Origin of the sequence: Lysobacter sp. M2-1 (genome assembly GCF_022662495.1) — a bacterium.
Classification (GTDB): Bacteria; Pseudomonadota; Gammaproteobacteria; order Xanthomonadales; family Xanthomonadaceae; genus JAKPBU01.
This window is the reverse complement of record NZ_JAKPBU010000001.1, coordinates 1,602,231-1,625,452: the sequence shown is the minus strand read 5'-3', so window position 1 is coordinate 1,625,452 and position 23,222 is coordinate 1,602,231. Positions and strand designations below refer to the sequence as shown.

Below are 23,222 nucleotides of genomic sequence, written 5' to 3'. Positions count from 1 at the left end.
TCTCTCCTGCTCGTCGCGAACGGGGCTTATTTGCCGTTTCCGTTGCTCTTGAGGCGCTCGATGCCCAGCGCCTTCATCACGTATTTCTCGTAGATCGGCTCCGAGGTGCCGTGCCGCATCTTGTAGAGGAAGTACTTCTCGAAGCTGACCTTGGCCACGTGCACCCACTTGCCGACCTTGGTCCAGGTCACGTTGCGCGGCGGGATCTGCGGCAGCGCCACGAACGCCACGCCGGTATCGCCCATGTCGGCCAGGCACACGGCGTTCCAGGTGCCTTCGAAATCAGCGGGCTTGCCCTGCAGTTCCGCCTGGATGTTGCGCACGATGGTGGTGACCATCGACTCGATCATAAAGCCGGTCTTGGGCGCGCCCGTGGGGATCGGCGTGGCCTCCACCGGCGGGATCGCCACGCACACACCCGCGGCGAAGATGTTCGGGTAGCGCGGGCTGCGCTGATGCTTGTCGATGACCACGAACCCGCGCGGATTGCACAGCCCTTCGACCTGGGCCACCGCGTCCACGCCCTTGAACGCAGGCAGCAGCATGGAGAACTTGAACGGCAACGTGTGCTCGCCGGTGGGCTGCCCTTGCCCGTCGTGTTCAACCACGAGCGCCTCGCCCGCGCGCACTTCCTTGACCTTCGCGTTGGTGATCCACTGGATGTGCCGCTGGCGCATTTCCGATTCCATCAGTCCCTTGGAATCGCCGACCCCGCCCAGCCCCATGTGACCGATATAGGGCTCGCTGGTGACGAAGGTCATCGGCACCTTGTCGCGCAGCTTGCGCTTGCGCAGGTCCGCATCGACGATCATCGCGAACTCGTAGGCCGGGCCGAAGCAGCTCGCACCCTGCACCGCACCGATCACGATCGGCCCGGGGTCCTTGAGGAAGGCCTGGTAGGCCTCCCATGCGGCCTGCGCATGCGGCGTGGTGCAGACCGACTGCGTATGCCCCGATACGGACCCGGTGCCGGGCACTTCCTCGAAGGCCAGGCGCGGGCCGGTACACACCAGCAGGTAGTCGTAATCGAAGGCGCGGCCATCGGCCGTCTCGACCCGGTTGCCCGCTGCGTCGATGCGCGTGGCCCGATGCGGTACGAACTCGATGTCCTTCCTGGCCAGGTACTGGCCCACCGCGAACGTGAAGTCGTCGGCCTGGCGCCATCCGACCGCCAGCCACGGATTGGAGGGCGTAAAACTGAACCGCTCGCCGTCGCCGATCACCGTAATCGGATGCGACTTTCCCAGCCGGTCGCGCAGCTCGTAGGCGGCGCTCATGCCGGCCAGGCCTGCTCCCAGAACGACGATATTGGCCATGGCGGACCTCCGGTAATGGCTCATGTTGGTCGGAGCCAGCCAGGGCCGTATTGACCCTGATCAAGCCCGCGACGCGCTGCTTGCATTTACTTTAGGGTTTGCTTATATTAGTGTCAACTAATATTTAGGATCCACTCATGCCCCCGAGCACAGACCAGCTGGTTGCCGAGGCCCGCAATCGGATTGTCGAAATCCCCCCGCACGCAGTCGCCGCCGAGGCCGCGTGCGTGCTGATCGACGTACGCGAACCCGCCGAGTTCGTCTCCGGGCACCTGCCGGGCGCGGTCAACATTCCGCGCGGCGTGCTCGAATTCCAGGTCGGATCGCATCCGTCGCTCGAAGACCCGCAGCGGCCGGTCGTGGTGTATTGCCGCAGCGGCGGCCGCGCCGCGCTGGCGGCGCTGACCCTGGGCGAACTGGGCTTCGGCAACGTCCGCTCCATCGCCGGTGGCATCATGGGCTGGGCCGAAGCCGATTTGCCGGTGCATGTGCCCGAACCTGCCCACTGACACCGTAACGGAGCGGACATGGCGCGACGCGCTGCCAGTTCCCCCATCGACGCCGAGCAGATGCGCGATCACGCCGGCGACGCCGCCCAGCTGCTCAAGGCCCTGGCCAACGAGAAGCGGCTGATGATCCTGTGTCTGCTGGTCGAGGCGGAGCGGTCGGTGAACGAGCTCAACGAACAGCTCGACCTGAGCCAGTCCGCACTCTCACAGCACCTGGCCGTGCTGCGCGCCGACGGCCTGGTGCGCACCCGTCGCGAGGCGCAGAGCATCGTGTATTCGATCGCGCCCGGGCCCGCTGAGCGCATCCTGCAAACCCTGCATGCCGTCTATTGCGGCGCGCGCGGCTGAGCCGCGCCGGCCGCGGCGCTTCTCGATCCGCAATTCACCGTCGAACACCGCGCGCGCGTGACCGCTGGCGCGGCACTAACATCGGCTGGGCTAGGCTCCCGTAATCCTGACTCCCGCGCGAGGCGACCATGTCCGATATGCCACGCCCCACCGCACGCGATTTCGACCCGGAAGTCCTGCGCCTGTTCGACCAGTACGTGCACGGCGACATCGATCGCCGCGGCTTCCTGTCCGGCACCGCGCGCATCGCCGGTGGCATGGCGGCAGCGACCGGCCTGCTGGCGATGCTTGCGCCGCAGTTCGCGGCGGCGCAGCAGGTGAAGCCGGACGACCCGCGCATCGCCACTTCGCATCTGGATTTCGATTCTCCCGACGGTTACGGCAAGGCGCGCGGCTATCTCGCCAGGCCGGCCAGGTCCGATGGCAAACTGCCGGTGGTGCTGGTGATCCATGAGAACCGCGGCCTGAATCCGCATATCGAGGACGTGGCGCGACGCCTTGCTGTCGCGAACTTCATCGCCTTCGCGCCGGATGCGCTGTTCCCGCTCGGCGGCTATCCCGGCGACGAGGACAAGGCCCGCGCCGAATTCGCCAAGCTCGACCAGGCCAAGAGCAAGCAGGACTTCCTGGCCGCGGCGCGCTTCGCGAAGAAGCTCGATGGCGGCAACGGCCGGCTTGGCGTAGTCGGCTTCTGCTGGGGCGGCGGCATGTCGCACTGGCTGGCGACGCAGTTGAGCGATTTGGATGCGGCGGCTCCGTTCTACGGCCCCGCTCCGGCGCCGGAGGAGGCGAAACAGGTCAAGGCCGAATTGCTGGTGGTGCTGGCCGAGACCGACGAGCGCGTCAATGCGACCTGGCCACCGTACGAAGCGGCACTGAAGGCGGCGAAATTGAAATATGCCGTGTATCAGCCCGACGGTACGCAGCATGGTTTCCACAACGACACCACGCCGCGCTACGACGCCGCTGCGGCGCGGGAGGCGTGGAAACGCACCCTGGCGCTGTTCGAGCGCACATTGCGGTAGGTCGGCGCTACCGCGCCGACGCGATGGGGTTGTCGATGCCTGCGTCGGAGACGTAGCCCCGACCTGCGCGGCCGGGGACGCGCGGCTCAGGTCTGGGGCTGCAGGATCGGCCGTTCCTCGTAGGGCTGCACCACCACCCAGCCGTTGCCGCTGAACTTCATCTGCACGGTCTCGCCGCTGGTGCGGCCGATCAGGGTGCCGAAGGAAATGTCGGCGACGATCTCGGTGCGCAGGCCATCGGACCAGGCCACCGTCGCGTTGGGATCGGTGTAGACATCGCCGGCATCGCCGCCGACCGGCAGGGTCAGCGGTTCGTAGTGCGAGGTGATCGCCACGATGCCGCTGCCCGACAGCTGCACGTTGAACAGCCCGCCCGACATCGCGCCCGCCATGCTGCGCATCATCGTGATCTTGTGGCGGATGCCCGATTCCACCGCCAGCACGTCGTTGCCGTTGACGAAGATCGACTCGCCGGCCAGCCGCAGCAGGGTGATCTTCTTGCCGGCGTCGGCCAGGTAGACCCGGCCACGGCCCTCGACCTTCATCAGGCTCATGCCTTCGCCGCTGATGGTTTTCTTCAGCAGGTTGCCCAGCCCCTGTTCCAGCACGCCCTGGCGCGTGAACTTCACCTCGCCCTTGCGCGCGACCATGGCGCCGGCCTTGGCCCAGACCATGCCGTCCAGTCGTACTTCCAGCATGTACGGGCTTTCCAGCTCGAAGGCCTCGCCGCTGGCGTCCTTCTCCTTCGACCTGGCGATGAAATCCTGCAACGACTGGATGGCCATGGACGACTCCCGTGCGAAGGGTGTGATTCTAACGATGCATGCGCCCCCCGGCGCCAGCTGGCGCCACGAGGCCCGGTGTAGTCCGCGTTCCATCGGTGACTGCGTGCATGCAGGTTCCAACCGCGATACGCCGCGCATCAAGGTCTGCGCCAACGGCGAGGCGGACAGCCTGAACTTTTCAGCTCACCCTGTTAATCCGGAAGTGGATGAGCCCGCGTCTTCACGCGCCGCGCGTCGACGGATTCGCAAACTCAGGCATCACGCCGCCAGGGAGCCGATGATGACCACGCGCAAACAGCAGCTCGAATACCTCGCCAAGCTGATGGAAAAGATCGACATCGCGATGCTGACCACCGTTGGCCAGGGCGGCTACCTGGTGAGCCGTCCGCTGTCCACGCAGGCGGCCTCGTTCGACGGCGAACGCGTGTGGTTCTTCACCGAAGCGGACAGTCCCAAGGTCGCCGAGATCCGTCGCCATCCCAGGATCAACGTGGCCTACAGCTCGAAGGATGCCAACACCTACCTCTCGGCCGCGGGCGATGCGCGCATCAATCGCGACCAGGCGCTGATCGACCGGTTCTGGAACGATGCGCTGAAGGCGTTCTTTCCCAAGGGTCCACAGGATCCGAACCTGGTGCTGATCGAGGTTGCGCTGCGCACGGTGGAGTACTGGGACGGTCCGGGCACCTGGATCGGCAAGGCGGTCACGTTCGCGATCGCCAGCGTGACCGGCAACGACGATGTGATGGCGGAAAACCGGATCGTCGACGTGGCCACCGGACGCAGCCGCAAGCCGCCGGGCAGCGATCGCCCCGGAGCCGGCGCGCGCAGCAGAACCGCAAAGGCCCCAGCCAGGAAGGCGATCGGCAAGCGCGGCGCCGGCAAGCCCGTCAAGCCTGCGAAGGCGGCGAAGAAGGCGAAGACGGCCGTCAAGCCCGGGCCACGCAAGCAGACGGGACGCAAGACGGCGAAGAAGGCTGCCACGGCCAAGCGTGCGGTGCGCACGCGCTGAGCCTGGCGCGTAATGCCGAGCCCCGGCCAGATGTAAACGAAACGATTCGACCGGCGCCCGTGCGCCGCGCGCGGCCGCCGGACTCGCCGCGCATCGTGCTAGCGTGCCGCGCATGAGTCCTCCGGCACGCACATCCATCTCGCCTGGGGCGGAGCCCACCATGCGCCGGGCGGTGGGCCGTTGGCAGCTGTACGGATTGTCAATCAACGACGTGATCGGCAGCGGGATCTATCTGCTGCCCGCCGCGGCCGCGGCCCTGCTGGGACCCTCGAGCCTGTGGGCGGTGCTGCTGGCAGGGCTGGCGGTGAGCCTGCTGGTGCTGTGCTACGCGCAGGCGGCGAGCTATTTCGACCAGCCCGGCGGCGGCTATCTGTATGCACGCGAGGCGTTCGGGCCCTTCATCGGATTCGAAGTGGGCTGGATGCTGCTGCTTACGCGCATTTCCAGCGCGGCGGCGTTGAGCAATGGCCTGGCCGAAGCGGTCACCCACTTCTGGCCCGACGCCGCCAGCGGCGGCATGCGGGTGGCGATCGTCGCCGGTTCCCTGGCGCTGCTGGTGGCGATCAACGTGGTCGGCGTCCGCGCGGCCGCACGCACGGGCGTGCTGCTGTCGATCGCCAAGGTCCTGCCGTTGCTGCTGTTCGTGGCGATCGGCGCATGGCACGTGGACATGTCGCTGGCCGCGCCCCTGGCTTCCTCACCCGCGCCGCGCGCCCTGGGTGAAGCCGCGCTGCTGCTGATGTTCGCCTACGCGGGTTTCGAGAACCTGCCGGCCGCCGCCGGCGAGTACCGCAATCCGAAGCGCGACGTGCCGTTCGCCATGCTGTCGATGATCGCCACGGTCACCCTGATCTATTTCAGCGTGCAGTGGGTCGCGCTCGGCACGCTGCCGGGCCTGGCCCGGTCGCAGACGCCGTTGGCCGAAGCCGCGTCGGGCTTCGCCGGCGGATGGCTGGCGCTGTTGATGACCGTGGGCGCGGCGGTCTCGATCCTGGGCACCAACAGCAACACGGTGATGCTCGGGCCACGTTATCTGCATGCGCTGGCGATGGATGGCTACGGCCCGCGCGTACTGGCCGCGATCCATCCGCGCTTCCGCACGCCGGTGCCGGCGATCCTGACCGTGGGCGCGCTTTCGCTGGTGCTGGCGCTGTCGGGCTCGTTCGTGCAGCTGGCCTTGCTGTCGGTGGTGGCACGCCTGTGCGCCTACATCGGCACGGCGCTCTCGGTCCTGGTGCTGCGTCGTCGTCATGGCGAGCGCGAGGCCGCGCTACAGCTGCCCGGTGGTCCGGCGATTCCGATCGCCGCGACATTGCTGGCGGCGGCCCTGCTCGCCAGCGCCAGCGCCGTCAACCTGCTGGCGGGGGCGATCGCACTGGCGTCCGGTGCGGTGCTGTACCGCTTCAGACGCACCAATCCGGGGCCCCAGCCCGCCGCCTGACGCTCGCGCTCAGGAGAGCGCTCTCGCGATGTCTTCCAGCGGCGAGTTGGCCAGGTTCTTGTCGTACTCCGCGAGCAGCCGCGCCCGGGTTTCCTTGTGCAGGAGCGGCCGCATCTGGCCGAGCGTCTGCGCATCGGCCATCAGCACCAGATGCTCGTAGCGGTGCTTGAGCGCGTCGTCGTTGAGACGCTGCGCCAGCCGCTTGGCGAAACCGGCTTCCTCGGCTTCCTCCCCGCTCTGCTCCGGCGGCTGGCTGCCCGCAGGTGTGGCCAGCGGCAGCTGCGCCGGGTCGATCAGTTCCACCTGCTCCAGCGACAGTTCGCCATCGCTACCTGCATTGCGCAGGATGCGCGCGCCGCCGCCATCGGCCACCACGACGCGCGTGCCTGGGGGAATGACCACCGTGTTGTTCATCGTACGTCTCCTTCGGAGCAAAGCAGATACGGTACTGGCTGAAGGGTTATGGCAGCGCATTGTCCATGAGGATTCGCACGATCTGGCCCGCGCCGAGCGCATACCCATGGTGCAGCGCAAAACAAAGCCGGGGCGCAACGCGCCCCGGCCGATTGCTCAACGTCTGTAGCCTAGTTGTTTACGGCGACTCCGGCTCGGCCGGTTTACGATTGACCATCGCATAATCGCGATACTCGTCCTGGGTGACGAACCCATCATCGTCGCCGTCCATGTCGGCGAACGACACCTTGAGGTTCGCGTCGGCTTCCACCTCGGTCGCACTCAGCTTGCCGTCATCGTCCTGGTCGAAATTGCTCCAGACGCTGGTCATCGCCGCCTGGGAATGATCGGCGGCGTGTTCGCCACTGGTGGCAAGGCTGGTCTTGGCATAGGTGGTGTATTCGGCATCTGAGATCGATCCGTCGCCGTCGCTGTCCATCGCCGCGAAGCGACCATCGAAATCGGCATCCGCATCGGCTTCGGTGGCACTGATCATGCCGTCCTTGTCGGCATCGAGGCGATTCCACAGATCGCGCTGGGTGACCGAGGCATGCGCGGCGGCATTGGCGGCGCCCTGCGATTGGGTCGGCGGTGCAGGCGGTGCATCCTGCGTGGCGTCCTGTGCATCGTCCATGTCGTCGGTCTGGGCAGTCGTGGTGTCCTGCATCTTGTCGTGCGCCTTGTCCTGCACCTGCTCGGTTACCTGCAGCGCGGATTGGGTGCTGTCCTGTACCGCGCCGCTGGTACGCTCGACCGCGCGGTCCGCGGCTGGCACCGGATCTGGCACCTGCGCATTGGCGGCGCCTTGCACCTGCGCGCCAGCATTGGCACTGGCATTGGCGTTGGCGTTCTGCGCAAGCGCTACCGGTGCCGCCAACGCGGCGCCGATCGCGAGCGCGACAAGAGTATGGTTCTGGAGTTTCATTCTGTATCTCCGGTGTGTTCGCGAGGGGAATCGAAACCCGCGCCCCTGCGCAGGTGGCGACAACATGCACGCGAGTTCCTTTACACGCCGTGATATTGCAGCGTACTGGTGCCGCGAGTGTTGAATGCGTTCAGACAACTGCATTCAGCGATGTCGTCATCGTGTGGAGGCGTTGTGCATTCGTGCTGCAATGCGAAATGCAGATGTTCAATCGCCGCCGCTGGGGCACTCCTCCAGCAGGCTCCCGACTTCCGCTAGGGTCGTGGGACGCACCGCACGCGCGCATTCGATGCCGTTGCGCAACAACACCAGGTTGGCCATAGCTTCACCCGGAACGACCGTCCCAGCGGCTTGCCGCGTCCATCCTCGATCTTGAGGTGCCGGACGTCGCGCCTGGCCAACGCCGCCTCGATCGCTGGCTGCGCGGCAATGCAGTGTCCGCACCAGGGCGCGCCGAACTCGAGCAGCGTGTCGCCGGTGAGCGCATCGATTTCCGCGGGTGTCGGCTCGCTGCTTGCGTAGCGTGCGGTGAACGGCATGGCGCGATCAGGCGCCGTGGCGGACGCGGATGGCCTGCAGGCGCTCGGCGAAATACAGCGTATCGGCGTCCTCGCGCGCAGGATCGCCGCCTTGTCGGCATCGGGCGCCTCCAGTGCGGTGTCGATCTGGTCGAGCTTGATGACGATGTCCTCACGGGTGGCCTCGGCCATGGCGTGCTCCGGATCCGGGGGTCGGAGCCGCATCCTAAGCGCGCCGCCGTATCGAAGGCGTGGACGCGACGCACGCAAGCACGCGGTGTGCCGCCCTTGGCTCACGCCAGGACAGGAAGGCTGTCCGTGCGGTAGATCGGATAAACGCCGTAGCGCGCATCCCAGGACGCGTGCCGCCGCTGGAAGAATTCGCGCCGAGCCTCGGGATTGGCGCTGAACTCCGCATCTTGCGCAAGCCGCCGCCTGAATTCGGCGGCCAGGGCGGCGTCTTCCTCCAGCATCTTCAGAGCGAAGATCTCGGTGACGTAGTCCTCGATGTATTCCTTCTGCTCGAAATGGCCATTGAAGAAGCCCCACGCCGCGAACGAGTCCGGGGCCTGCGGCTCGAGCAGCGCCATGAGCAACCGTGCGCGCGGCTGCGCGATCGGCACGAACAGCGCGCCGGCAGCCACTGGTTGCGCCTGTTGATGCCACTGGCCCTCCAGGCTGAGCGGCATCCGGCCTTCGAACGGGGTCGCGGAAAAACGCATCCGGGTTGCGCGGAACTCTTCCACATCCAGCGCTGCGATGTCCTGCTGCAACGGCCGAAACGCAAGTCCGTGCAGGGCCAGCTTCTCGCCGATCGCGGGCGCATAGGCCAGCGGGATGACGTAGCCGCCGCGCGGCGCGCGCACCTTCAGCGTCGGCGCCACGTTGCGGCGGAACGGCACCCGCCAGACCTGCGGCGTGCGCGGGTCGTACACAGTCACCGGCTCGCCGGAAATCGGCGAGAGCTCGCGGGTATACGCGTAGCCGCGGAATTCGATCGTGGTGACCTGGGCCTCGGCGCCCGCCTCCGCCGGCGCGGCAGCCTCGCCCGCCGTGGGCTCGCGCCAGCCCGCGGCGTAATCGAGTTCGACCTCCTCGCCGCCGAGGCGGCTCGCCCGCTCGTCGGCATCGAGCACGGCGGCGCGCCACTGCACACCGCGCGCGGCCATCAGCTCGGCCAGGCCCACGATCGTGTTGCGCGCGATCCGCATCCGTGTTGCGTAATCCTTCCACGAATGCGTTTCGACCAGGACCGTGAACCGGTTGCGCGCCGGGAAGTAGCCGCTGGAAAAGCGCGGCGAATACACGCTGAGCTGGAAGCCCGAAGACGGATCGTCCGGCTCGGTCAGGTCGGGATAGAACGGCAGCGGCAGCGAACCCTGCGCCGCCAGCTTGCCGATCAGCGCATCGCGCAGCGCGATCCCGTCGTTGCGGAGCTGCGGATCGCCCTGATTGACCGGCTCCACCTGGATGGAGATATCCGGTTCGAAGTCGGCGCCGTCGGTCACGTGCATGTCGGCGCAGACCAGCGGGTCCCACTCGCGCAGCAGTGCGAGCATGGCCTGCATCTCGGGTGCGTCGGCCTTGGTGTAGTCGCGGTTGAGGTTGAGGTTGTGCGCGGTGGCGCGCCAGCCGGTTTCCTCCGGCCCGACCTGGTTGGGTCGGTTCCAGCGCCCGAAGCGCTCATGGCCGTCGGCGTTGAAGGCCGGCACGAACAGCACGGCGATGCGCTCGAGCAGGCCCTCGGCAGCTGGATGCATGGCGATATGGGACCCGGCTTCGACCTCAAGCAGACACTCGCCGCCGAGCAGTTCGCGCAGCGCGGCGAAGCCCGCATCCTTGCCGTCGCTTTCGCCCGGATGGATGCCGGCTTGGATCATCAGCAGCGGAACGCCGCGCTCGCGCAGCGCCTCGGGCGTCAGCGCGCCGCTGCGCGATACCACCAGCGCGCGCATCGGCCGCCCTTCGGCCGAACGACCGTAGACGAAACTGCGCGCCGCGTCGGGCCAGCGCGCGACGAACGCCGCGCACAGCGCATCGACCTCGTCGAGTCGCCCGGTGTGATGAAACTGGCTTTGCTCGGCAAGGGTATGCAGGGTCATTGCGCTTCCTCAACGGATCCGGCTGGTGGCAGTGCATCGTATCCCGATCACCTGCGGATTCGACCAGACGTGCCCAAGGCGCAAGCCTGTCTCGGCAGTGCTTCTCGCTCCGGCACGGCGCGCGCCGTCACAGCTCGAGCACATCGCGAAATCATCGCCGCATTGCCAACGCTGGCAACGCGGAGATCGGCGCCTTATGCGGCCTGCGCGACCAGCGCCCGTCTCGGCGGACGACTGGGAAAGGCGTGTCGCAGGATGCGCCAGATCACCTGTCCGAACTGGCGCGGCAGCGAGCCGGTGTTGTAGTGCTGGCCGTAGCGCGCGCAGATCGCGCGCACCTCCACCGCCATCTCCGCGTAGCGGTTGGCCGGGATGTCCGGATAGAAGTGATGTTCGATCTGGTGGCTCAGGTTGCCCGAGAGCAGGTCCAGCCAGCGACCGCCGCCGATGTTGGACGACCCGCGCAGCTGGCGCACATACCATTGACCGCGCGACTCGTGCTTGATCGATTCCCTGGGGAAGGTTTCCACGTCCGCGGTGAAGTGGCCGCAGAAGATGATCATGTAGGTCCACAGGTTGCGCAGGATGTTGGCGCCGATGTTGCCGAGCAGCACCGGCAGGAAGAACGGGCCGGCCAACAGCGGAAACAGCACGTAGTCCTTGACGATCTGGCGGCGCATCTTGCGCCCGACCGGGCGGAATTTCTTGCGCAGCGTCGCCGTGCTCATCTTGCCGGCCAACCAGCGCCCGAGCTTGAGCTCCTGGATCGCCACGCCCCACTCGAACAGCACCGCAAACACCACCGCGACCACCGGCTGCAGCAGGTAGAACGGACGCCAGCGCTGTTCGGGGAAGATGCGCAGCAGGCCGTAGCCGATGTCGTCGTCGAGCCCGCGCACATTGGTATAGGTGTGGTGCTTGAAATTGTGCGAGCGGCGCCAGTTCTCGCTGGTGCCGGCGATGTCCCATTCGTAGGTGCGGCCATCGAGCTGCGGATCGCGCATCCAGTCGTATTGGCCGTGGATGACGTTGTGGCCCAGCTCCATGTTCTCCAGGATCTTCGACAGCCCCAGCAGCACCATGCCGGCGATGCACGCCGGCCACAGCAGCGCCGGCAGGAACGCGCCGCCGACGGCGCCCAGCATCAGCAGCGCGCGTCCGGCGAAGCCGGTCCAGCGCACGGCCGCGACGATCCGGCGGATATAGATGGCATCGCGCTGGCCGATGGTGGCGGCGGTGCGTGCGCGCACGGCATCGAGCTCGGCGCCGAAGGATTCGAGTTCGGCGACGCTGAGCGCGCGATTGCGGTTCGAGGTCATGGTGGCGTTCACAGATCGAGGACGAGGTCGCTGGCGGCGCCGTTCACGCACAGGCGCAGGGCGGACACTGGCTCGTGCTCGGCGATGCCGGTATGCAGATGGCGGGTACTGCCGGACGCTTTGCCGCAAGCGCAGGTATTGCAGATGCCCATGCGGCACCCGGAAGCCGGCTTGAAGCCCTGCGCCTCCAGCGCGGTCAGCAGCGGTTCGCCGCGTGGCAGTTCCAGCACACGGCCGCTGCGCGCCAGGGTGACCTGCACGCTGCCAGATTCATCGCTCGCGCGCGGCGGCGGAGTGAACGCTTCGGCATCGAACGCCTGCGCGGTCGCGCAGGCGGCGCGTGCAGCGTCGACAAAGCCGCCGGGCCCGCACGCGTAGACGCGCTGTAGCACCAGGTCGGGCACCAGCGCTGCAAGCAGCGCCGGATCGATCCGTCCGGTGAATTCGTCGGGCTGGTCCGGCGTTTCGCCGGTCAGTCCGAAATGCAGCCGGAATCCGGCGTCGCATTGCGCCAGTGCACGCAGTTCGTCGGTAAAACACAACTCGGCGCGTCGGCGCGCCCAGTACACCAGGGTCAGCGGTGCCGGCATCGGCTGCGCCGTGCGCTGGCGCAGCATCGCCATGAGCGGAGTGATGCCGCTGCCAGCGGCCAGGAACAGCCTCGGGCAGGCCGGCGCATCATCGAGGGTCATGGCACCGAAGGCAGGGCCGATCTCCATGACGTCGCCGATGCGGGCGTCACGGCACAGCTGGGTGCTGACCTTGCCGCCGTCGACCTGGCGCACGGTGATCGCGATCCGCCCGCCTCTGCCCGGCACGGCGCTCGGGCTGTAGCTGCGGGTCAGGCGGATGCCATCGACCTCCACTCCCAGGTTCACGTGCTGCCCCGGCCGGAAGCCGGTCCAATGACGGTTGGGGCGCAGCACCAGGGTCACGGCATCGGCGCTGGCGCGGTGGCGCTCGACGATCTGCGCCAGCGGACGTGCCCACGACCAGGCCGGATGCACCCGCGAGGCCCAGAAATCGAACACCTTCGGGTCCACCACGGGCGCCAGCAGGCGGCGCGGCAGGCTGGAGGGGGCGGAAAGCAGGGTCAGAGTGGTCATGCGAGGACTATACAGGCGGAAACACAACTGTGTATACACATGTATATTCGTGCGTCGAGACGATCACGTGTAGCTTCAGGTTCCAAAGCCGGATCGACGTCACAGCCTGAGCCCGTGAACCCTCCACCTCCCCCGGACACCGACCTGGCCTCTGCCCGCAAGACCGGGATTTCACGCGAGGACCTCCTCGCCGCAGCGCTGCGCCTGATCGGCCCGCATCGCAGCGTGTCCACGCTCAGCCTGCGCGAGGTAGCGCGCGAGGCCGGGATCGCACCCAACAGCTTCTATCGCCAGTTCCGAGACATGGATGAGCTGGCCGTGGCCTTGATCGGCCTGGCGGGCGAGTCGCTGCGCCGGATCGTCGGCGAAGCGCGCCAGCGCGCGCGCACCCGTCGCAGCATCGTGCGCGGTTCGGTGGAGGCCTTCATGGAGCAGGTGCGCGCCGACGACAAGCTGCTGCACGTGCTGCTGCGCGAGGGCACGGTGGGATCGGATGCGTTCAAGCAAGCCGTCGACCGCGAGCTGACCTTCTTCGAAGAGGAACTGCACGCCGACCTGTTGCGGCTGAGCCGCGCAGATGGCGTCGCCCTGCATGAACCCAGGCTGGTCGCACGCGCCATCACCCGCCTGGTGTTCGCGATGGGCGCCACCGCCATGGATCTGCCGGCCGAACGCGACCGGGAGCTGATTGCGCAGCTCACCCAGATGGTGCGGATGATCCTGGCCGGATCGCGCGCCCTGGGTGCGGGCACGCGCCCCCAGACATGAGCGCCGCAGGCGCGGCATGATGGCGCTTTCCCGCGGGCGCCCTGCATGACCGATTGGACCCGACTGATTCGCGACGTGCCGGATTTCCCCAAGCCGGGTGTCGTCTTCAGGGACATCGCCCCGCTGCTTGCCGATGCACAGGCGTTCGGCGCGGCGATCGACGCGCTGGCCGCACCCTGGCGAACGCAACGGATCGATGCGGTGCTGGCCATCGAGGCGCGCGGGTTCCTGCTGGGCGCGCCGTTAGCGCGGGCGCTGGGCGCGGGGCTGGTGCCGGTGCGCAAGCCGGGCAAGCTGCCGGGGCCCACGTTGGCACAGGCCTACACGCTGGAGTACGGCCAGGATGCGTTGCAGGTGCAGGCCGAAGCCCTGCCCCCTGGCGCGCGCGTTCTGCTGGTGGACGACGTGCTGGCCACTGGCGGCACCCTGGCTGCGGCGCACGGCCTGGCCGAACAGTTGCAGGCGCAAGTCGTGGGCGCGACGGTGCTGATCGAGCTGGCCGCACTGGGCGGACGCGGGCGCTGGAACGGCAACGCCCCGTTGCATGCGGCGCTGGTGATGTAGCGCGACTGCCGCTGCACCGCATCCCGGATTGCGCGGCGATGCGGCTGAGTGCGGCCGCGATGACCGACCTTTTCGCCGCAAGGCCGCGTGGTCACCGCATACGCAACGCATCGCACCATGACCTCGGACACGGGACAGCGGATCGGGCCGGCCCGACATTGGCGGCATGAGACCACTCAGCTGCCGCTCCATGCACGGCACCCCTTCCACCTCTGCCTGGCGCACGTGATGCGGGTACCGGCGTTCACGGCCGTGCTCCTGCTTGGGCTGCTGATGCCCTGGACGTCGGATGCACAGACCCCGCTGGCAAGCGCGCGCCTGCATGAAGCGATGGCTGCGCAGCTGCGGGCCCAGGGGCTTGAAGGCGCGGTCTGGTCGACCGTGGCGGAGGGAACGATCGCCACCGGTGCCGCGGGCATTGCCGACGCACGCACGGGCCAGGCGCTGCGCGCCGATGCGCGCGTCCATGTCGGTTCGGTGGCCAAGACACTGCTGGCGACCGGGGTGCTGCGCCTGGTCACCGAGCGCCGGCTCGCGTTGGAAACGCCGGTGTCGCAACTGCTGCCCGGAATGATCTTCGACAATCCGTGGTCTTCCAGCCATCCGGTGCTTGTCCGCCATCTGCTCGATCACACGGCCGGGCTGGACGATGCGCGTTTTTCCCAGGTCTTCAGCCTGCAGCCCAACGCCGACACGCCGCTGGCGGATGCCTTTCGCGGGCGCGGCCCGCTGCGCGTGCGCAGCCGGCCCGGCAGCCGTCATTCGTATTCGAACACCGGCTTCACCCTGCTCGGCATGGTGATCGAGGCGGTCACCGGTGCGCGCTACGAAACCTATCTGGAAACGCATCTGCTGCGGCCGCTGGGCATGCACGACAGCACTTTCGCCTTCACTACCCAGGACGGGCCGCATGCCGATCCGCGCCTGGCCATGGGCCATTTCGAAGACGGGAAGCGCCAGGCCGCGGTGCCCACATATGTGCGGCCAGCCACGCAGTTCACCACCACGGCCGCAGACATGGGGCGCTTCGCCAGTTTCCTGATGGGCGATGGCAGCGTGCACGGACGTCCGTTCGTCGACAGCACCTTGTTGGCGGCAATGGGACGGGCGAGCACCACCGAAGCCGCGGTGGCCGGCTTGCGCGTCGGTTATGGCCTGGGCATGGCGCTGCGCGACCGGCATGGTGCGGTCGGCAAATGTCATGGCGGGAGTACCGTCGGCTATCGCGCCATGCTCTGCCTGTTCCCGGAACAGCAGCGCGCGTTCTTTGTCGCGCACAACGCCGATCACGAAACAGCGGACTATGGACGCTTCGACCGGTTGCTGATCGAGGCGCTGCGCGTGCAGGCCCCGGCAGCACGGCAACCGGCGGCGACGCGGGTCGATACGCGCGCGTGGGAAGGCTATTACGTGCCCTCGCCCAACCGCTTCGCGAGCCTCGCCTGGCTCGACACGACGCTGAACTTCCTGCGCGTCGCCCGCGACGGGAGCGGATTACGTCTCGAGCCTTTCCAGTCGGAGGATGTCGCGCTGACGCCTGCCGGCGGCGCATTGTTCCGCGCCAAGGACCGGGTGATCGCCTCGCACGCGTTTGTGGCGACACCCGAAGGCAGGCGCGCGATCAGCACCGGCACGCAGAACTATGAGCAAGTGTCGCTCTCCAGGCTGATGCCGCTGTGGATCAGCCTGGTCGCCGGGCTGCTGGGCCTGGCCTGGCTGCTGGTGGCCGGTATCGTGCGCCTGGTCGCACTGCGACGCGCTGCATGGTCGCATCCCGCGATCGTTCCGTTCTTCGGTGTTGCCGCGCTGTTGCTGCCGCTGCCGTTGTTCCTGCAACAGTCGTTCCTGCAGCTCGGCGATCTCACCCCGGCCAGTGGCCTGCTTGCCGCGGTGACCGGTTTGCTGCCGGTGGCAATGCTGGCCGGGCTGGCGCTGATGTTGCCGCGCCGGCCATGGCGCGCGTTGGCCTGGATCGATGTGGTGTCGATGCTGGCCGTGCTGCAGTTCGCTGCGGTGCTGGCAGGGTGGGGACTGATGCCACTGCGGATGTGGAGCTGAGTCCGTCGTCATCCGCACGCTTGGCGCCGCCGCTCGATCGTTTCCACGCATCTGCCCGCGGTTGGCCCGCAGCGCCACTGGGCGCCCGTGCGGTCGGGCGCGACGCATCGCTGCTGTTTACACCGCGTTGCATCGGCCATGGACAGACTTGCAGCGCCTCCTTTACTTGATCGCTCCGCCTGCATGCACACCCGCTTTCCTGCTGCAGCTGTGTTGCTGATCGCATTGGCCTCCTGCGCGACCCGACCTGCACCGGAACCCGCCCAGGCCGAAGCAGCGGCTGCACCGGTAACCCCCATGCGCACGCGCGGAGAGTTCGTCCTTGCAGCCGACAAACTGGATACCTGGAATGCGGTGGGCCAGATCGTCGTGCGCCTGCCCGACGCCGTGTACGACGGTCGCTCGCAGATGATGGATCTGTACTCGGTGCGTTACCGGGGCGAACCGTTCCTGCTGATCACGCGGGGCTTGCCGCTGGCCAGCGGCGACACCGTCACCGCCACCCGCGTCACCGCGACCTCGCTGCGGGGCGGGCCCATCGACAGCGACGCGGCCGCCGATCTGCTCGCCCTGCTGGAACGCCAATTACCCGCGGAAATCGAGCGGGTCCGCGCGCAACAAGCGGCGGAGAAGCAGGCTGCGAAGCGCAAGCCGAAGAGAAAGTCGAAGCGGAAGTGAGTCGCGGCGAAAGCCGCCGCCCAGCCATGCGTCTGGCGATCATGCGGACGGTCGAGCAGAGCTCCGAAATTCCCAAGCCCGTTGTTGGCCCGTGGCACCTGCCTCGAGGCGGCGTTCGTATCCAGATTCCATATACGCGCCCGCGGCAAACGATATATGTCTGTGCAACATGTCGAATGCATTGTTCATGCGCGATCACGATATGGCGGCGGCGCTGGATAAAACGCGCAAAAACGTATCCAATCCGTGTGCAGACCTGCGCCGACACACGAGGAGGATTCGATGCTCAAGGCACTTGCGGTGACCGTCATCTCACTGACGCTGGGCCTGAGCACCCACGCAGCGATCGCAGAGACGCTTCAGGCGAAGGCGATCCTGCATGCCGACAAGCCTGGACCGCAGATCAGCCGCAACCTCTACGGCCAGTTTTCCGAGCATCTGGGCGGCGGAATCTACGATGGCATCTGGGTGGGCGAGGACAGCCCCATTCCCAACGTGCGCGGCATCCGCAGCGACGTAGTCGCCGCGCTGAAAGCGCTCAAGACGCCGCTGGTGCGCTGGCCCGGCGGATGCTTCGCGGACGAGTACCACTGGCGCGATGGCATCGGCCCGCGTGCACAGCGGCCGGTCCGCAAGAACAACTGGTGGGGCGACGCACCGGAAACCAATGCCTTCGGCACCCACGAGTTCATGGATTTCGTCGAGCAGATCGGGGCCGAAGCCTATGTCTCGGTGAATGTCGGCAGCTCGACGCCGCGGGAGATGCGCGAATGGATCGAATACATGACCTCGCCCGGCCAGGACACGCTAGCCCAGGAGCGGCGCCGCAACGGGCGCGACAAGCCGTGGAAAGTGGCGCTGTGGGGGATCGGCAACGAGAACTGGGGATGCGGCGGCAACATGACCGCCGAGTACTACGCCAACGAAGTTCGCCGCTTCAGCGCCTTCTTCCACAAGAACCAGGACAACACGGGCCTGCGCGTGGCCACCGGTCCCAACGGCGACGACACGCGATGGACACAGGTGCTGATGGAGAACGCCGCAGACGCCTTCGATGCGCTGAGCCTGCACTATTACACCCTGCCCACCGGCGACTGGAAGGTCAAAGGCCCCGCCACCGGTTTCAGCGCGAAGGAATGGGCCGATACCTTCGCCCGTACCCTGAAGATGGACGACTACATCGGCCGTCATTCGGCGATCATGGACAAGCACGACCCGGACAAGCGGGTGGGCCTGTATGTCGACGAATGGGGCACGTGGTACGACGTCGAGAAGGGCACCAATCCCGGCTATCTCTACCAGCAGAACACCCTGCGCGATGCCGTGCTCGCGGCGGTCAATTTCAACATCTTCCACCGGCATGCCGACCGCGTGCGCATGACCAGCATCGCCCAGACCATCAACGTGCTGCAGTCGGTGATCCTGACCGACGGCGCCAAGATCGCGCTCACGCCAACGTACCACGCCTTTCGCATGTACGTGCCGTTCCAGGAGGCGACCTCGCTCCCGCTGGACCTGACCACCCCAAATGCCGTCGTGGATGGCATCCCGGTGCCCGCCGTCAGCGCGTCGGCCGCACGCGGCGCCGACGGGAAGATCCATATCGGCATCGCCAACATGGCGCCACGGGACAGCGTCGATCTGGACATCGATCTGGCTGGGCTGCAGGTCAAGGCCGTGTCGGGGGAAGTCCTGACGGCGGACAGGATGGATGCCCACAACGTGCCCGGTCAGCCCGCCGCTCTGGCGCCCGCACCCTACTCCGGTGCGCGCCTGGTCGACGGCAGACTCCGGCTGGCGCTTCCGGCCAAGTCGGTGGTGGTGGTCAGACTCGACTGAATCGGCGCGTGCGGTCCGTGGCGCTCCGGGCCTCCGGGCTGGCTATGGCGAGTTCCATGGGGTTCCGAGTGACGCGCGCTGCAACAGCGCGCCTCCGCGTCCATCATTCCCCGAACGCCGCGCGTTCCTCTTCGGTCAATGCCGGCGCCAGGGTGCGTCCCTGCGCCGCGGACGCCGCAGCGGCCTCCAGCACCGCCATGACCGCAAGCGCCTGCGCCGGGGGCACCGGGTTATCTCCGATGCCCAGCACCGCATCGCGTAACAACAGGTAGTACCGCGCCTGGTCGCCGCGCGGCGCCGGTCGAAGCTGGATGCCGCTGCCGTCATGGAGTTGCAGGGCGTCGTCATCGAGGCCCCAGCGTGCGGCCCCGGGACGCACGCCTGCGAGTAGCTGCGCCTCCTGCGGGTCGGGGCGCTGCTTGACCGCGCTGCCCTTCGAGCCATGCACGATGAAACGCGCGACGCTTCCGGCCGCAAGCATGCCTGCGTGCAGGATCGCGCGACGCGTGCCGAAACCGAGTACGACGTGCGCCCAATCGTCGGTTGTCGCACCCGTGCGCTGCGCGGTGAGGCTGGCATGCACCGTGTCGGGCAGACCGAACAACTGCAGCGCCTGATCGACCAGGTGCGGCCCCAGGTCCCACCACAGGCCGCTGCCCGGGCCGGCCTGCTCGCGCCAGCGCGCGCGGACCTGGGGACGGAAACGCTCGATCCTGGATTCGAAATGGACCACCTCGCCGATCAGACCCGCATCGATCGCTTCGCGCACCGCCAGGAAATCGCTGTCCCAGCGCCGGTTCTGGAACACCGACAACACCCGGTCCTGCCGCCTTGCCAGCGTCACCAGTTCGCGGGCCTCACGCAGATCGAGAGTGAATGGTTTGTCGACCACGACGTGCTTGCCCGCCGTGAGCGCCGCGCGCGCGAGCGGCGCGTGGGTGTGATTGGGCGAGGCGATCACCACCAGCCCGATCCGCGGATCGGTTGCTGCCTGCAGCGGCTCGCCGATCACCTCCATATCCGGCAGGTCCGCCCGGACCTTGCCCGCATCGCGCGAAGCGACCAGCGCCAGCGACAGGCCGGGCACCGACTGGATCAACGGCGCGTGGAAGGTGCGGCCGGCAAAGCCGTAACCAATCAGGGCAACATGGACTTGAGCGGTGTGTTGATTCATGGGGATCGGGTGCTCGGGAGATGACAAGATAGCGGCGGGCGATGAAGGCGGTGGTCAGGCTCCGCAATCGACGCGAACCCATGCGTGGGTCCGTTCCCCCGGGCCCGTCGGCTGCGAGCTCGCGCTTGCGAAATGAACGGACCTGACCCTGTCTACACATAACAGGCAAACTCTCGTCCCTGCACTGCAGGGTCGGAATCCGGAACGATGGACGAGCGAGACGACGAATTCGAGCAGCGCTACCAACGCCTGGAACAGGCCTTGCCTGGGCCGTTCGGCCGGTTCCTCGGGTGGGTGAGAAAACCCGCATCGGGCTGGGTACGCATTCCGCTGGGGATCGTCCTGATCCTCGGCGGCGTGCTGTCGTTCCTGCCGATTCTCGGAGTGTGGATGTTGCCGCTGGGCGTGCTGCTGCTGGCGCAGGATCTGCCGTTTCTCCGCCGCCCGACAGGACGCGCGCTCGATGCGCTCGAACGCTGGTGGCAACGCCGCGCATCGAAGCGCCGGAACGGCGGGTCCTAATCGTCCGCGGGCCTCGCATGGCGTTGCAGCCAGCGCGGCACCGACGCCGACGGACAAGCCCCTCCTCGGAGGCTTCTTTCGCAGGCGCCTGGCGATGGTCCGGGCGTTCGCGCGCTGCCGGCTGGCGCATTCTCCATCGGCTTTGTAAGCAGGTGTTTCAGTCGGCCTGAGGCGACACATCCGCTGACGCATGGGCAGCGCCGGCTGCGGGGGGCGGCGATAGGGTATTTCCACCCCGGCGATCGAACCTCCGGTTCGCGCAGCGCGCGAATTGAGCAATCAGCAATAGGCACGCATCGGCGACCCCTCGCGCCCATCGTGTGGCGACCGCCGGGCCCACCCGGCCAAGGACGGCCAACCCCACTGTTCATGTCCAGGATCCCGCAATGAACTCCGTTATGCGTCTGTTCGTCGGTTATGCCGTGTTCGCCCAGTCCATCTCTGCCATGGCCCAGACCCAGCCATCGTCGCGCCCCGATCCCGCCGCCGTGCAGGAACGCCTGGTGGCCGCGGACGCCAATCAGGACGGGCTCATTTCGCGATCCGAAGCCGACGCCAGCCTGCCGCGTATCGCCAAGCACTTCGACCGGCTCGACTCCAACGATGACGGCCAGCTTTCGGGCGCCGAACTCAAGGCGATCGCCGAACGCGCGAGCCGCATGCGGCATTGATCGCCAGCAGCCATCGTCGTGCGGACGCGCTGGCGATGTCCGCTGCGCCTCGTTGGCACCGGATTGGTTGTCAGCCCATCTCCCATGCCCGGCCGGATGCCAGCGAAACACGGTCACGCATCTCAAGGCCCGCTTTCGAGCATCCGCCGCATCGATCCGAAACGCCGCCGGTACTGCGCCGGCGTCAGGTTGACCTTGCGCTTGAACAGCCGGCCGAAGAACCCCGCATCCTCGTAGCCGACCGCATTGGCCACCGCTTCGATCGGTTCTTCGCCCGTCTCCAGCAGGTGCTTGGCTTCCTCCAGGCGCAGGGTATGCACGTACTCCAGCGGCGACAGTCCCGTGGCGTGTTCGAAGCGACGCTTGAAGGTGCGTTCGGCCAGGCGGCTCAGGCGCACCATCGCCGCGACCGGTGCCGGCTCGTTGTAATGCTCGCCCAGCCACACCTGGCAGCGCGCGATCGCCGCATCCTCGACCTGGCGCGTGCGCGCCAGCTGCGCGTACGGCTGCTGCCCGACGGTATGCCAGTCCATGACATTGACCCGCGCGACCTGCATGGCGATTTCCACACCGGCGGCGCGCGCGATCAGATACAGCGTCAGGTCGGCCCACGACGTTCCGCCTCCGGCCATGACCAGGCGTTGGCCCTCGCCGGAGGCGATCAACGCACTGCGCGGGCGCATGCGAATGGTCGGAAACCGCTCGCCGAGCGCATCGCAGAACGCCCAATGCGTGGTCGCCTCCTGACCGTCCAGCAGTCCGGCCTCGGCGAACAACAGGGCGCCCGAACAAGCGGACGCGAGAATCGCGCCGTGGGCATGGCAGCGCCTGAGCCAGTCGATCTCGGCATCGAATCGTCCCGCCAGGGGTTCGTGCGGATGCACCGCCACCTCCGGCACGCAGACGATGTCCGGGATCGGAATGTCATCGAATGAGGCCTCGGGTACCACCTGCACCCCGTTGACCACGGCGATCGCCGCGCCGTCGGCCGAGACCACGACCGGCTGCAGGACGCCGGCTCCCGGCGTTCCCTCCACGATCAGCTGCCAGTCGCGCCCGGCGGAGCGGAACAGGTCGTACATGCCGTAGATGACCGAGGCGCCGGCCTGGGGCATCGCGAGGATGGCGACGGTTTTTTGCTGCGGATCGGGCGACATGGCCGAAATGTCCTTTCCGCTGCCGAATCGGCTTGATCCGGTCGAGGGTACCGGGGCTAACGTGCCTGCCCCAGTAAACCAGACAGGCCACGGCCATGCCATCGATCCTTGAATTGCTGTTCGACCCCATCTCGCTGACGGTGCTGGCGATCTACGCCGCGCTGATGCTGTGGGAATTCCTGCTTCCGGCCCGGCAGCTGCCCGCCGCGCGCGGCTGGCAGCTGCGTGGGCTCGCGGCCTTCGCCGTCTATTTCCTGCTCTCGTCGTACCTGCCGCTGCTGTGGACGGAGTACCTGCTGCCGCTGCAGCTGTTCGACCTGAGCGCCCTGGGCACCTGGGGCGGTGCGCTGGCAGGCTTGCTGGTGTACGAACTGTGCGGATACGCCTGGCACCGCAGCATGCACGGCAGCACGATCCTGTGGCGCGGCCTGCACCAGATGCACCACAGCGCCGAGCGGCTGGACACGTTCGGCGCGTTCTGGTTCAGCCCTGCCGACATGATCGGCTGGAGCGCGGTGTCGAGTTTCGCCCTGACCGTCGTCGTCGGCATCACCCCCGCGGCAGCGACCGTGGTGCTGCTGCTCCTGACGCTGCTGGCAATCCTGCAGCATGCCAATGTGCGCACACCGCGCTGGCTCGGCTACTTCGTGCAGCGCCCCGAGAGCCATTCGTACCATCACGCCACCGGGGTGCATCGCGACAACTACGCGAACCTGCCGGTGTTCGATCTGCTGTTCGGCACCTTCCACAATCCGCGCGATTTCGTGCCTGCGACCGGCTTCTACGACGGCGCGTCGTTGCGGATCGGCGACATGCTGCTGTTTCGCGATATCGCCGAGCCGCCGCCGCAGGCGTCCGGGTCAACGCCGGCGATCGCCGGCGCAGCGATGCAGCAACGCTGAGGCGCTTCGCTCCCGGCCGACTGCGGGCGT

The 23,222-nt window shown here is 67.4% G+C and carries 20 protein-coding genes and 3 pseudogenes; 13 read left to right on the top strand and 10 right to left on the bottom strand.

Annotated elements, in window-relative coordinates:
- Window positions 1-26: 26 nt before the first annotated feature.
- Entirely contained in the window at window positions 27-1,316 is a 1,290-nt protein-coding gene (locus MC375_RS07085; RefSeq protein ID WP_242102591.1) for an FAD/NAD(P)-binding oxidoreductase, read from the bottom strand.
- Between the two features lie 137 nt (window positions 1,317-1,453).
- On the opposite strand from MC375_RS07085, the gene MC375_RS07080 reads away from it, so the two are divergent.
- The 3 genes from MC375_RS07080 to MC375_RS07070 all read left to right on the top strand — a co-directional run bounded on the left by MC375_RS07080 (window position 1,454) and on the right by MC375_RS07070 (window position 3,198).
- A complete protein-coding gene (locus MC375_RS07080; RefSeq protein ID WP_242102590.1) occupies window positions 1,454-1,825 on the top strand; it encodes a rhodanese-like domain-containing protein in 372 nt (123 codons plus the stop codon).
- Between the two features lie 18 nt (window positions 1,826-1,843).
- Window positions 1,844-2,173: a metalloregulator ArsR/SmtB family transcription factor gene (locus tag MC375_RS07075; protein WP_242102589.1), complete on the top strand. Its 330-nt coding sequence runs from the start codon at window positions 1,844-1,846 to the stop codon at window positions 2,171-2,173.
- 128 nt (window positions 2,174-2,301) lie between these two features.
- Window positions 2,302-3,198 (top strand): dienelactone hydrolase family protein, encoded by an 897-nt coding sequence (locus MC375_RS07070; RefSeq protein ID WP_242102588.1) that lies wholly within the window; start codon window positions 2,302-2,304, stop codon window positions 3,196-3,198.
- 86 nt (window positions 3,199-3,284) lie between these two features.
- On the opposite strand, the gene MC375_RS07065 is transcribed toward MC375_RS07070, so the two are convergent.
- Window positions 3,285-3,983 (bottom strand): AIM24 family protein, encoded by a 699-nt coding sequence (locus MC375_RS07065; RefSeq protein ID WP_242102587.1) that lies wholly within the window; start codon window positions 3,981-3,983, stop codon window positions 3,285-3,287.
- Window positions 3,984-4,260: 277 nt separating this feature from the next.
- Between MC375_RS07065 and MC375_RS07060 the strand changes: the two are divergent.
- A pseudogene (locus MC375_RS07060) lies at window positions 4,261-4,755 on the top strand (pyridoxamine 5'-phosphate oxidase family protein); the annotation flags it as partial.
- Between the two features lie 400 nt (window positions 4,756-5,155).
- Complete coding sequence (locus MC375_RS07055; RefSeq protein ID WP_242102586.1) at window positions 5,156-6,436, top strand: APC family permease; 1,281 nt, start codon at window positions 5,156-5,158, stop codon at window positions 6,434-6,436.
- A 9-nt stretch (window positions 6,437-6,445) separates the two neighbouring features.
- On the opposite strand, the gene MC375_RS07050 is transcribed toward MC375_RS07055, so the two are convergent.
- From MC375_RS07050 to MC375_RS07025, 6 genes and pseudogenes are all read right to left on the bottom strand, one after another.
- A complete protein-coding gene (locus MC375_RS07050; protein ID WP_242102585.1) occupies window positions 6,446-6,850 on the bottom strand; it encodes a host attachment family protein in 405 nt (134 codons plus the stop codon).
- A 178-nt stretch (window positions 6,851-7,028) separates the two neighbouring features.
- Entirely contained in the window at window positions 7,029-7,814 is a 786-nt protein-coding gene (locus tag MC375_RS07045) for an EF-hand domain-containing protein (RefSeq protein ID WP_242102584.1), read from the bottom strand.
- Window positions 7,815-8,021: 207 nt separating this feature from the next.
- Window positions 8,022-8,353 (bottom strand): annotated as a pseudogene (locus tag MC375_RS07040) (thioredoxin family protein).
- Window positions 8,354-8,625: 272 nt separating this feature from the next.
- Entirely contained in the window at window positions 8,626-10,434 is a 1,809-nt protein-coding gene (locus MC375_RS07035) for a M14 family zinc carboxypeptidase (RefSeq protein ID WP_242102583.1), read from the bottom strand.
- Between the two features lie 194 nt (window positions 10,435-10,628).
- The gene (locus MC375_RS07030) at window positions 10,629-11,753 is read right to left on the bottom strand and encodes an acyl-CoA desaturase (protein ID WP_242102582.1); all 1,125 of its coding nucleotides are present in this window, start codon (window positions 11,751-11,753) and stop codon (window positions 10,629-10,631) included.
- Between the two features lie 8 nt (window positions 11,754-11,761).
- Window positions 11,762-12,859 carry a ferredoxin reductase gene (locus tag MC375_RS07025; protein WP_242102581.1) on the bottom strand — a complete coding sequence of 366 codons (1,098 nt, stop codon included), beginning with the start codon at window positions 12,857-12,859 and terminating at the stop codon, window positions 11,762-11,764.
- A 114-nt stretch (window positions 12,860-12,973) separates the two neighbouring features.
- Here MC375_RS07025 and fabR point away from each other — a divergent pair, with 114 nt between their 5' ends.
- The 5 genes from fabR to MC375_RS07000 all read left to right on the top strand — a co-directional run bounded on the left by fabR (window position 12,974) and on the right by MC375_RS07000 (window position 18,766).
- Window positions 12,974-13,627 carry an HTH-type transcriptional repressor FabR gene (gene fabR / locus MC375_RS07020; RefSeq protein WP_242102580.1) on the top strand — a complete coding sequence of 218 codons (654 nt, stop codon included), beginning with the start codon at window positions 12,974-12,976 and terminating at the stop codon, window positions 13,625-13,627.
- A 45-nt stretch (window positions 13,628-13,672) separates the two neighbouring features.
- Window positions 13,673-14,191, top strand: a complete 519-nt coding sequence (locus MC375_RS07015; protein ID WP_242102579.1) for an adenine phosphoribosyltransferase — start codon at window positions 13,673-13,675, stop codon at window positions 14,189-14,191.
- 117 nt (window positions 14,192-14,308) lie between these two features.
- Window positions 14,309-16,249: a serine hydrolase domain-containing protein gene (locus MC375_RS07010; RefSeq protein ID WP_242102578.1), complete on the top strand. Its 1,941-nt coding sequence runs from the start codon at window positions 14,309-14,311 to the stop codon at window positions 16,247-16,249.
- A 297-nt stretch (window positions 16,250-16,546) separates the two neighbouring features.
- On the top strand, window positions 16,547-16,927 hold the full coding sequence (locus tag MC375_RS07005; RefSeq protein WP_242102577.1) for a hypothetical protein: 381 nt from the start codon (window positions 16,547-16,549) through the stop codon (window positions 16,925-16,927).
- A gap of 282 nt (window positions 16,928-17,209) precedes the next feature.
- Window positions 17,210-18,766: an alpha-N-arabinofuranosidase gene (locus MC375_RS07000; RefSeq protein ID WP_242102576.1), complete on the top strand. Its 1,557-nt coding sequence runs from the start codon at window positions 17,210-17,212 to the stop codon at window positions 18,764-18,766.
- A gap of 103 nt (window positions 18,767-18,869) precedes the next feature.
- On the opposite strand, the gene MC375_RS06995 is transcribed toward MC375_RS07000, so the two are convergent.
- Window positions 18,870-19,940, bottom strand: coding sequence for an oxidoreductase (locus MC375_RS06995; RefSeq protein ID WP_242102575.1), 1,071 nt, complete (start codon window positions 19,938-19,940; stop codon window positions 18,870-18,872).
- Window positions 19,941-20,147: 207 nt separating this feature from the next.
- Between MC375_RS06995 and MC375_RS06990 the strand changes: the two genes are divergently transcribed.
- Entirely contained in the window at window positions 20,148-20,462 is a 315-nt protein-coding gene (locus tag MC375_RS06990) for a hypothetical protein (RefSeq protein ID WP_242102574.1), read from the top strand.
- 512 nt (window positions 20,463-20,974) lie between these two features.
- Window positions 20,975-21,133, top strand: a pseudogene (locus MC375_RS17790) (hypothetical protein); the annotation flags it as partial.
- A gap of 122 nt (window positions 21,134-21,255) precedes the next feature.
- On the opposite strand, the gene MC375_RS06980 reads toward MC375_RS17790, so the two are convergent.
- Window positions 21,256-22,290, bottom strand: a complete 1,035-nt coding sequence (locus MC375_RS06980; RefSeq protein ID WP_242102572.1) for a helix-turn-helix domain-containing protein — start codon at window positions 22,288-22,290, stop codon at window positions 21,256-21,258.
- A 95-nt stretch (window positions 22,291-22,385) separates the two neighbouring features.
- Between MC375_RS06980 and MC375_RS06975 the strand changes: the two genes are divergently transcribed.
- Window positions 22,386-23,192 carry a sterol desaturase family protein gene (locus MC375_RS06975; RefSeq protein WP_242102571.1) on the top strand — a complete coding sequence of 269 codons (807 nt, stop codon included), beginning with the start codon at window positions 22,386-22,388 and terminating at the stop codon, window positions 23,190-23,192.
- The last annotated feature ends 30 nt before the right edge of the window (window positions 23,193-23,222 follow it).

Excerpts from the sequence above, each read along its gene's own strand:
- MC375_RS07085 (WP_242102591.1), bottom strand. The coding sequence starts at position 1,316 with ATGGCCAATATCGTCGTTCTGGGAGCAGGCCTGGCCGGCATGAGCGCC.
- MC375_RS07080 (WP_242102590.1), top strand. The coding sequence starts at position 1,454 with ATGCCCCCGAGCACAGACCAGCTGGTTGCCGAGGCCCGCAATCGGATT.
- MC375_RS07075 (WP_242102589.1), top strand. The coding sequence starts at position 1,844 with ATGGCGCGACGCGCTGCCAGTTCCCCCATCGACGCCGAGCAGATGCGC.
- MC375_RS07070 (WP_242102588.1), top strand. The coding sequence starts at position 2,302 with ATGTCCGATATGCCACGCCCCACCGCACGCGATTTCGACCCGGAAGTC.
- MC375_RS07065 (WP_242102587.1), bottom strand. The coding sequence starts at position 3,983 with ATGGCCATCCAGTCGTTGCAGGATTTCATCGCCAGGTCGAAGGAGAAG.
- MC375_RS07055 (WP_242102586.1), top strand. The coding sequence starts at position 5,156 with ATGCGCCGGGCGGTGGGCCGTTGGCAGCTGTACGGATTGTCAATCAAC.
- MC375_RS07050 (WP_242102585.1), bottom strand. The coding sequence starts at position 6,850 with ATGAACAACACGGTGGTCATTCCCCCAGGCACGCGCGTCGTGGTGGCC.
- MC375_RS07045 (WP_242102584.1), bottom strand. The coding sequence starts at position 7,814 with ATGAAACTCCAGAACCATACTCTTGTCGCGCTCGCGATCGGCGCCGCG.
- MC375_RS07035 (WP_242102583.1), bottom strand. The coding sequence starts at position 10,434 with ATGACCCTGCATACCCTTGCCGAGCAAAGCCAGTTTCATCACACCGGG.
- MC375_RS07030 (WP_242102582.1), bottom strand. The coding sequence starts at position 11,753 with ATGACCTCGAACCGCAATCGCGCGCTCAGCGTCGCCGAACTCGAATCC.
- MC375_RS07025 (WP_242102581.1), bottom strand. The coding sequence starts at position 12,859 with ATGACCACTCTGACCCTGCTTTCCGCCCCCTCCAGCCTGCCGCGCCGC.
- MC375_RS07015 (WP_242102579.1), top strand. The coding sequence starts at position 13,673 with ATGACCGATTGGACCCGACTGATTCGCGACGTGCCGGATTTCCCCAAG.
- MC375_RS07010 (WP_242102578.1), top strand. The coding sequence starts at position 14,309 with ATGACCTCGGACACGGGACAGCGGATCGGGCCGGCCCGACATTGGCGG.
- MC375_RS07005 (WP_242102577.1), top strand. The coding sequence starts at position 16,547 with ATGCGCACGCGCGGAGAGTTCGTCCTTGCAGCCGACAAACTGGATACC.
- MC375_RS07000 (WP_242102576.1), top strand. The coding sequence starts at position 17,210 with ATGCTCAAGGCACTTGCGGTGACCGTCATCTCACTGACGCTGGGCCTG.
- MC375_RS06995 (WP_242102575.1), bottom strand. The coding sequence starts at position 19,940 with ATGAATCAACACACCGCTCAAGTCCATGTTGCCCTGATTGGTTACGGC.
- MC375_RS06990 (WP_242102574.1), top strand. The coding sequence starts at position 20,148 with ATGGACGAGCGAGACGACGAATTCGAGCAGCGCTACCAACGCCTGGAA.
- MC375_RS06980 (WP_242102572.1), bottom strand. The coding sequence starts at position 22,290 with ATGTCGCCCGATCCGCAGCAAAAAACCGTCGCCATCCTCGCGATGCCC.
- MC375_RS06975 (WP_242102571.1), top strand. The coding sequence starts at position 22,386 with ATGCCATCGATCCTTGAATTGCTGTTCGACCCCATCTCGCTGACGGTG.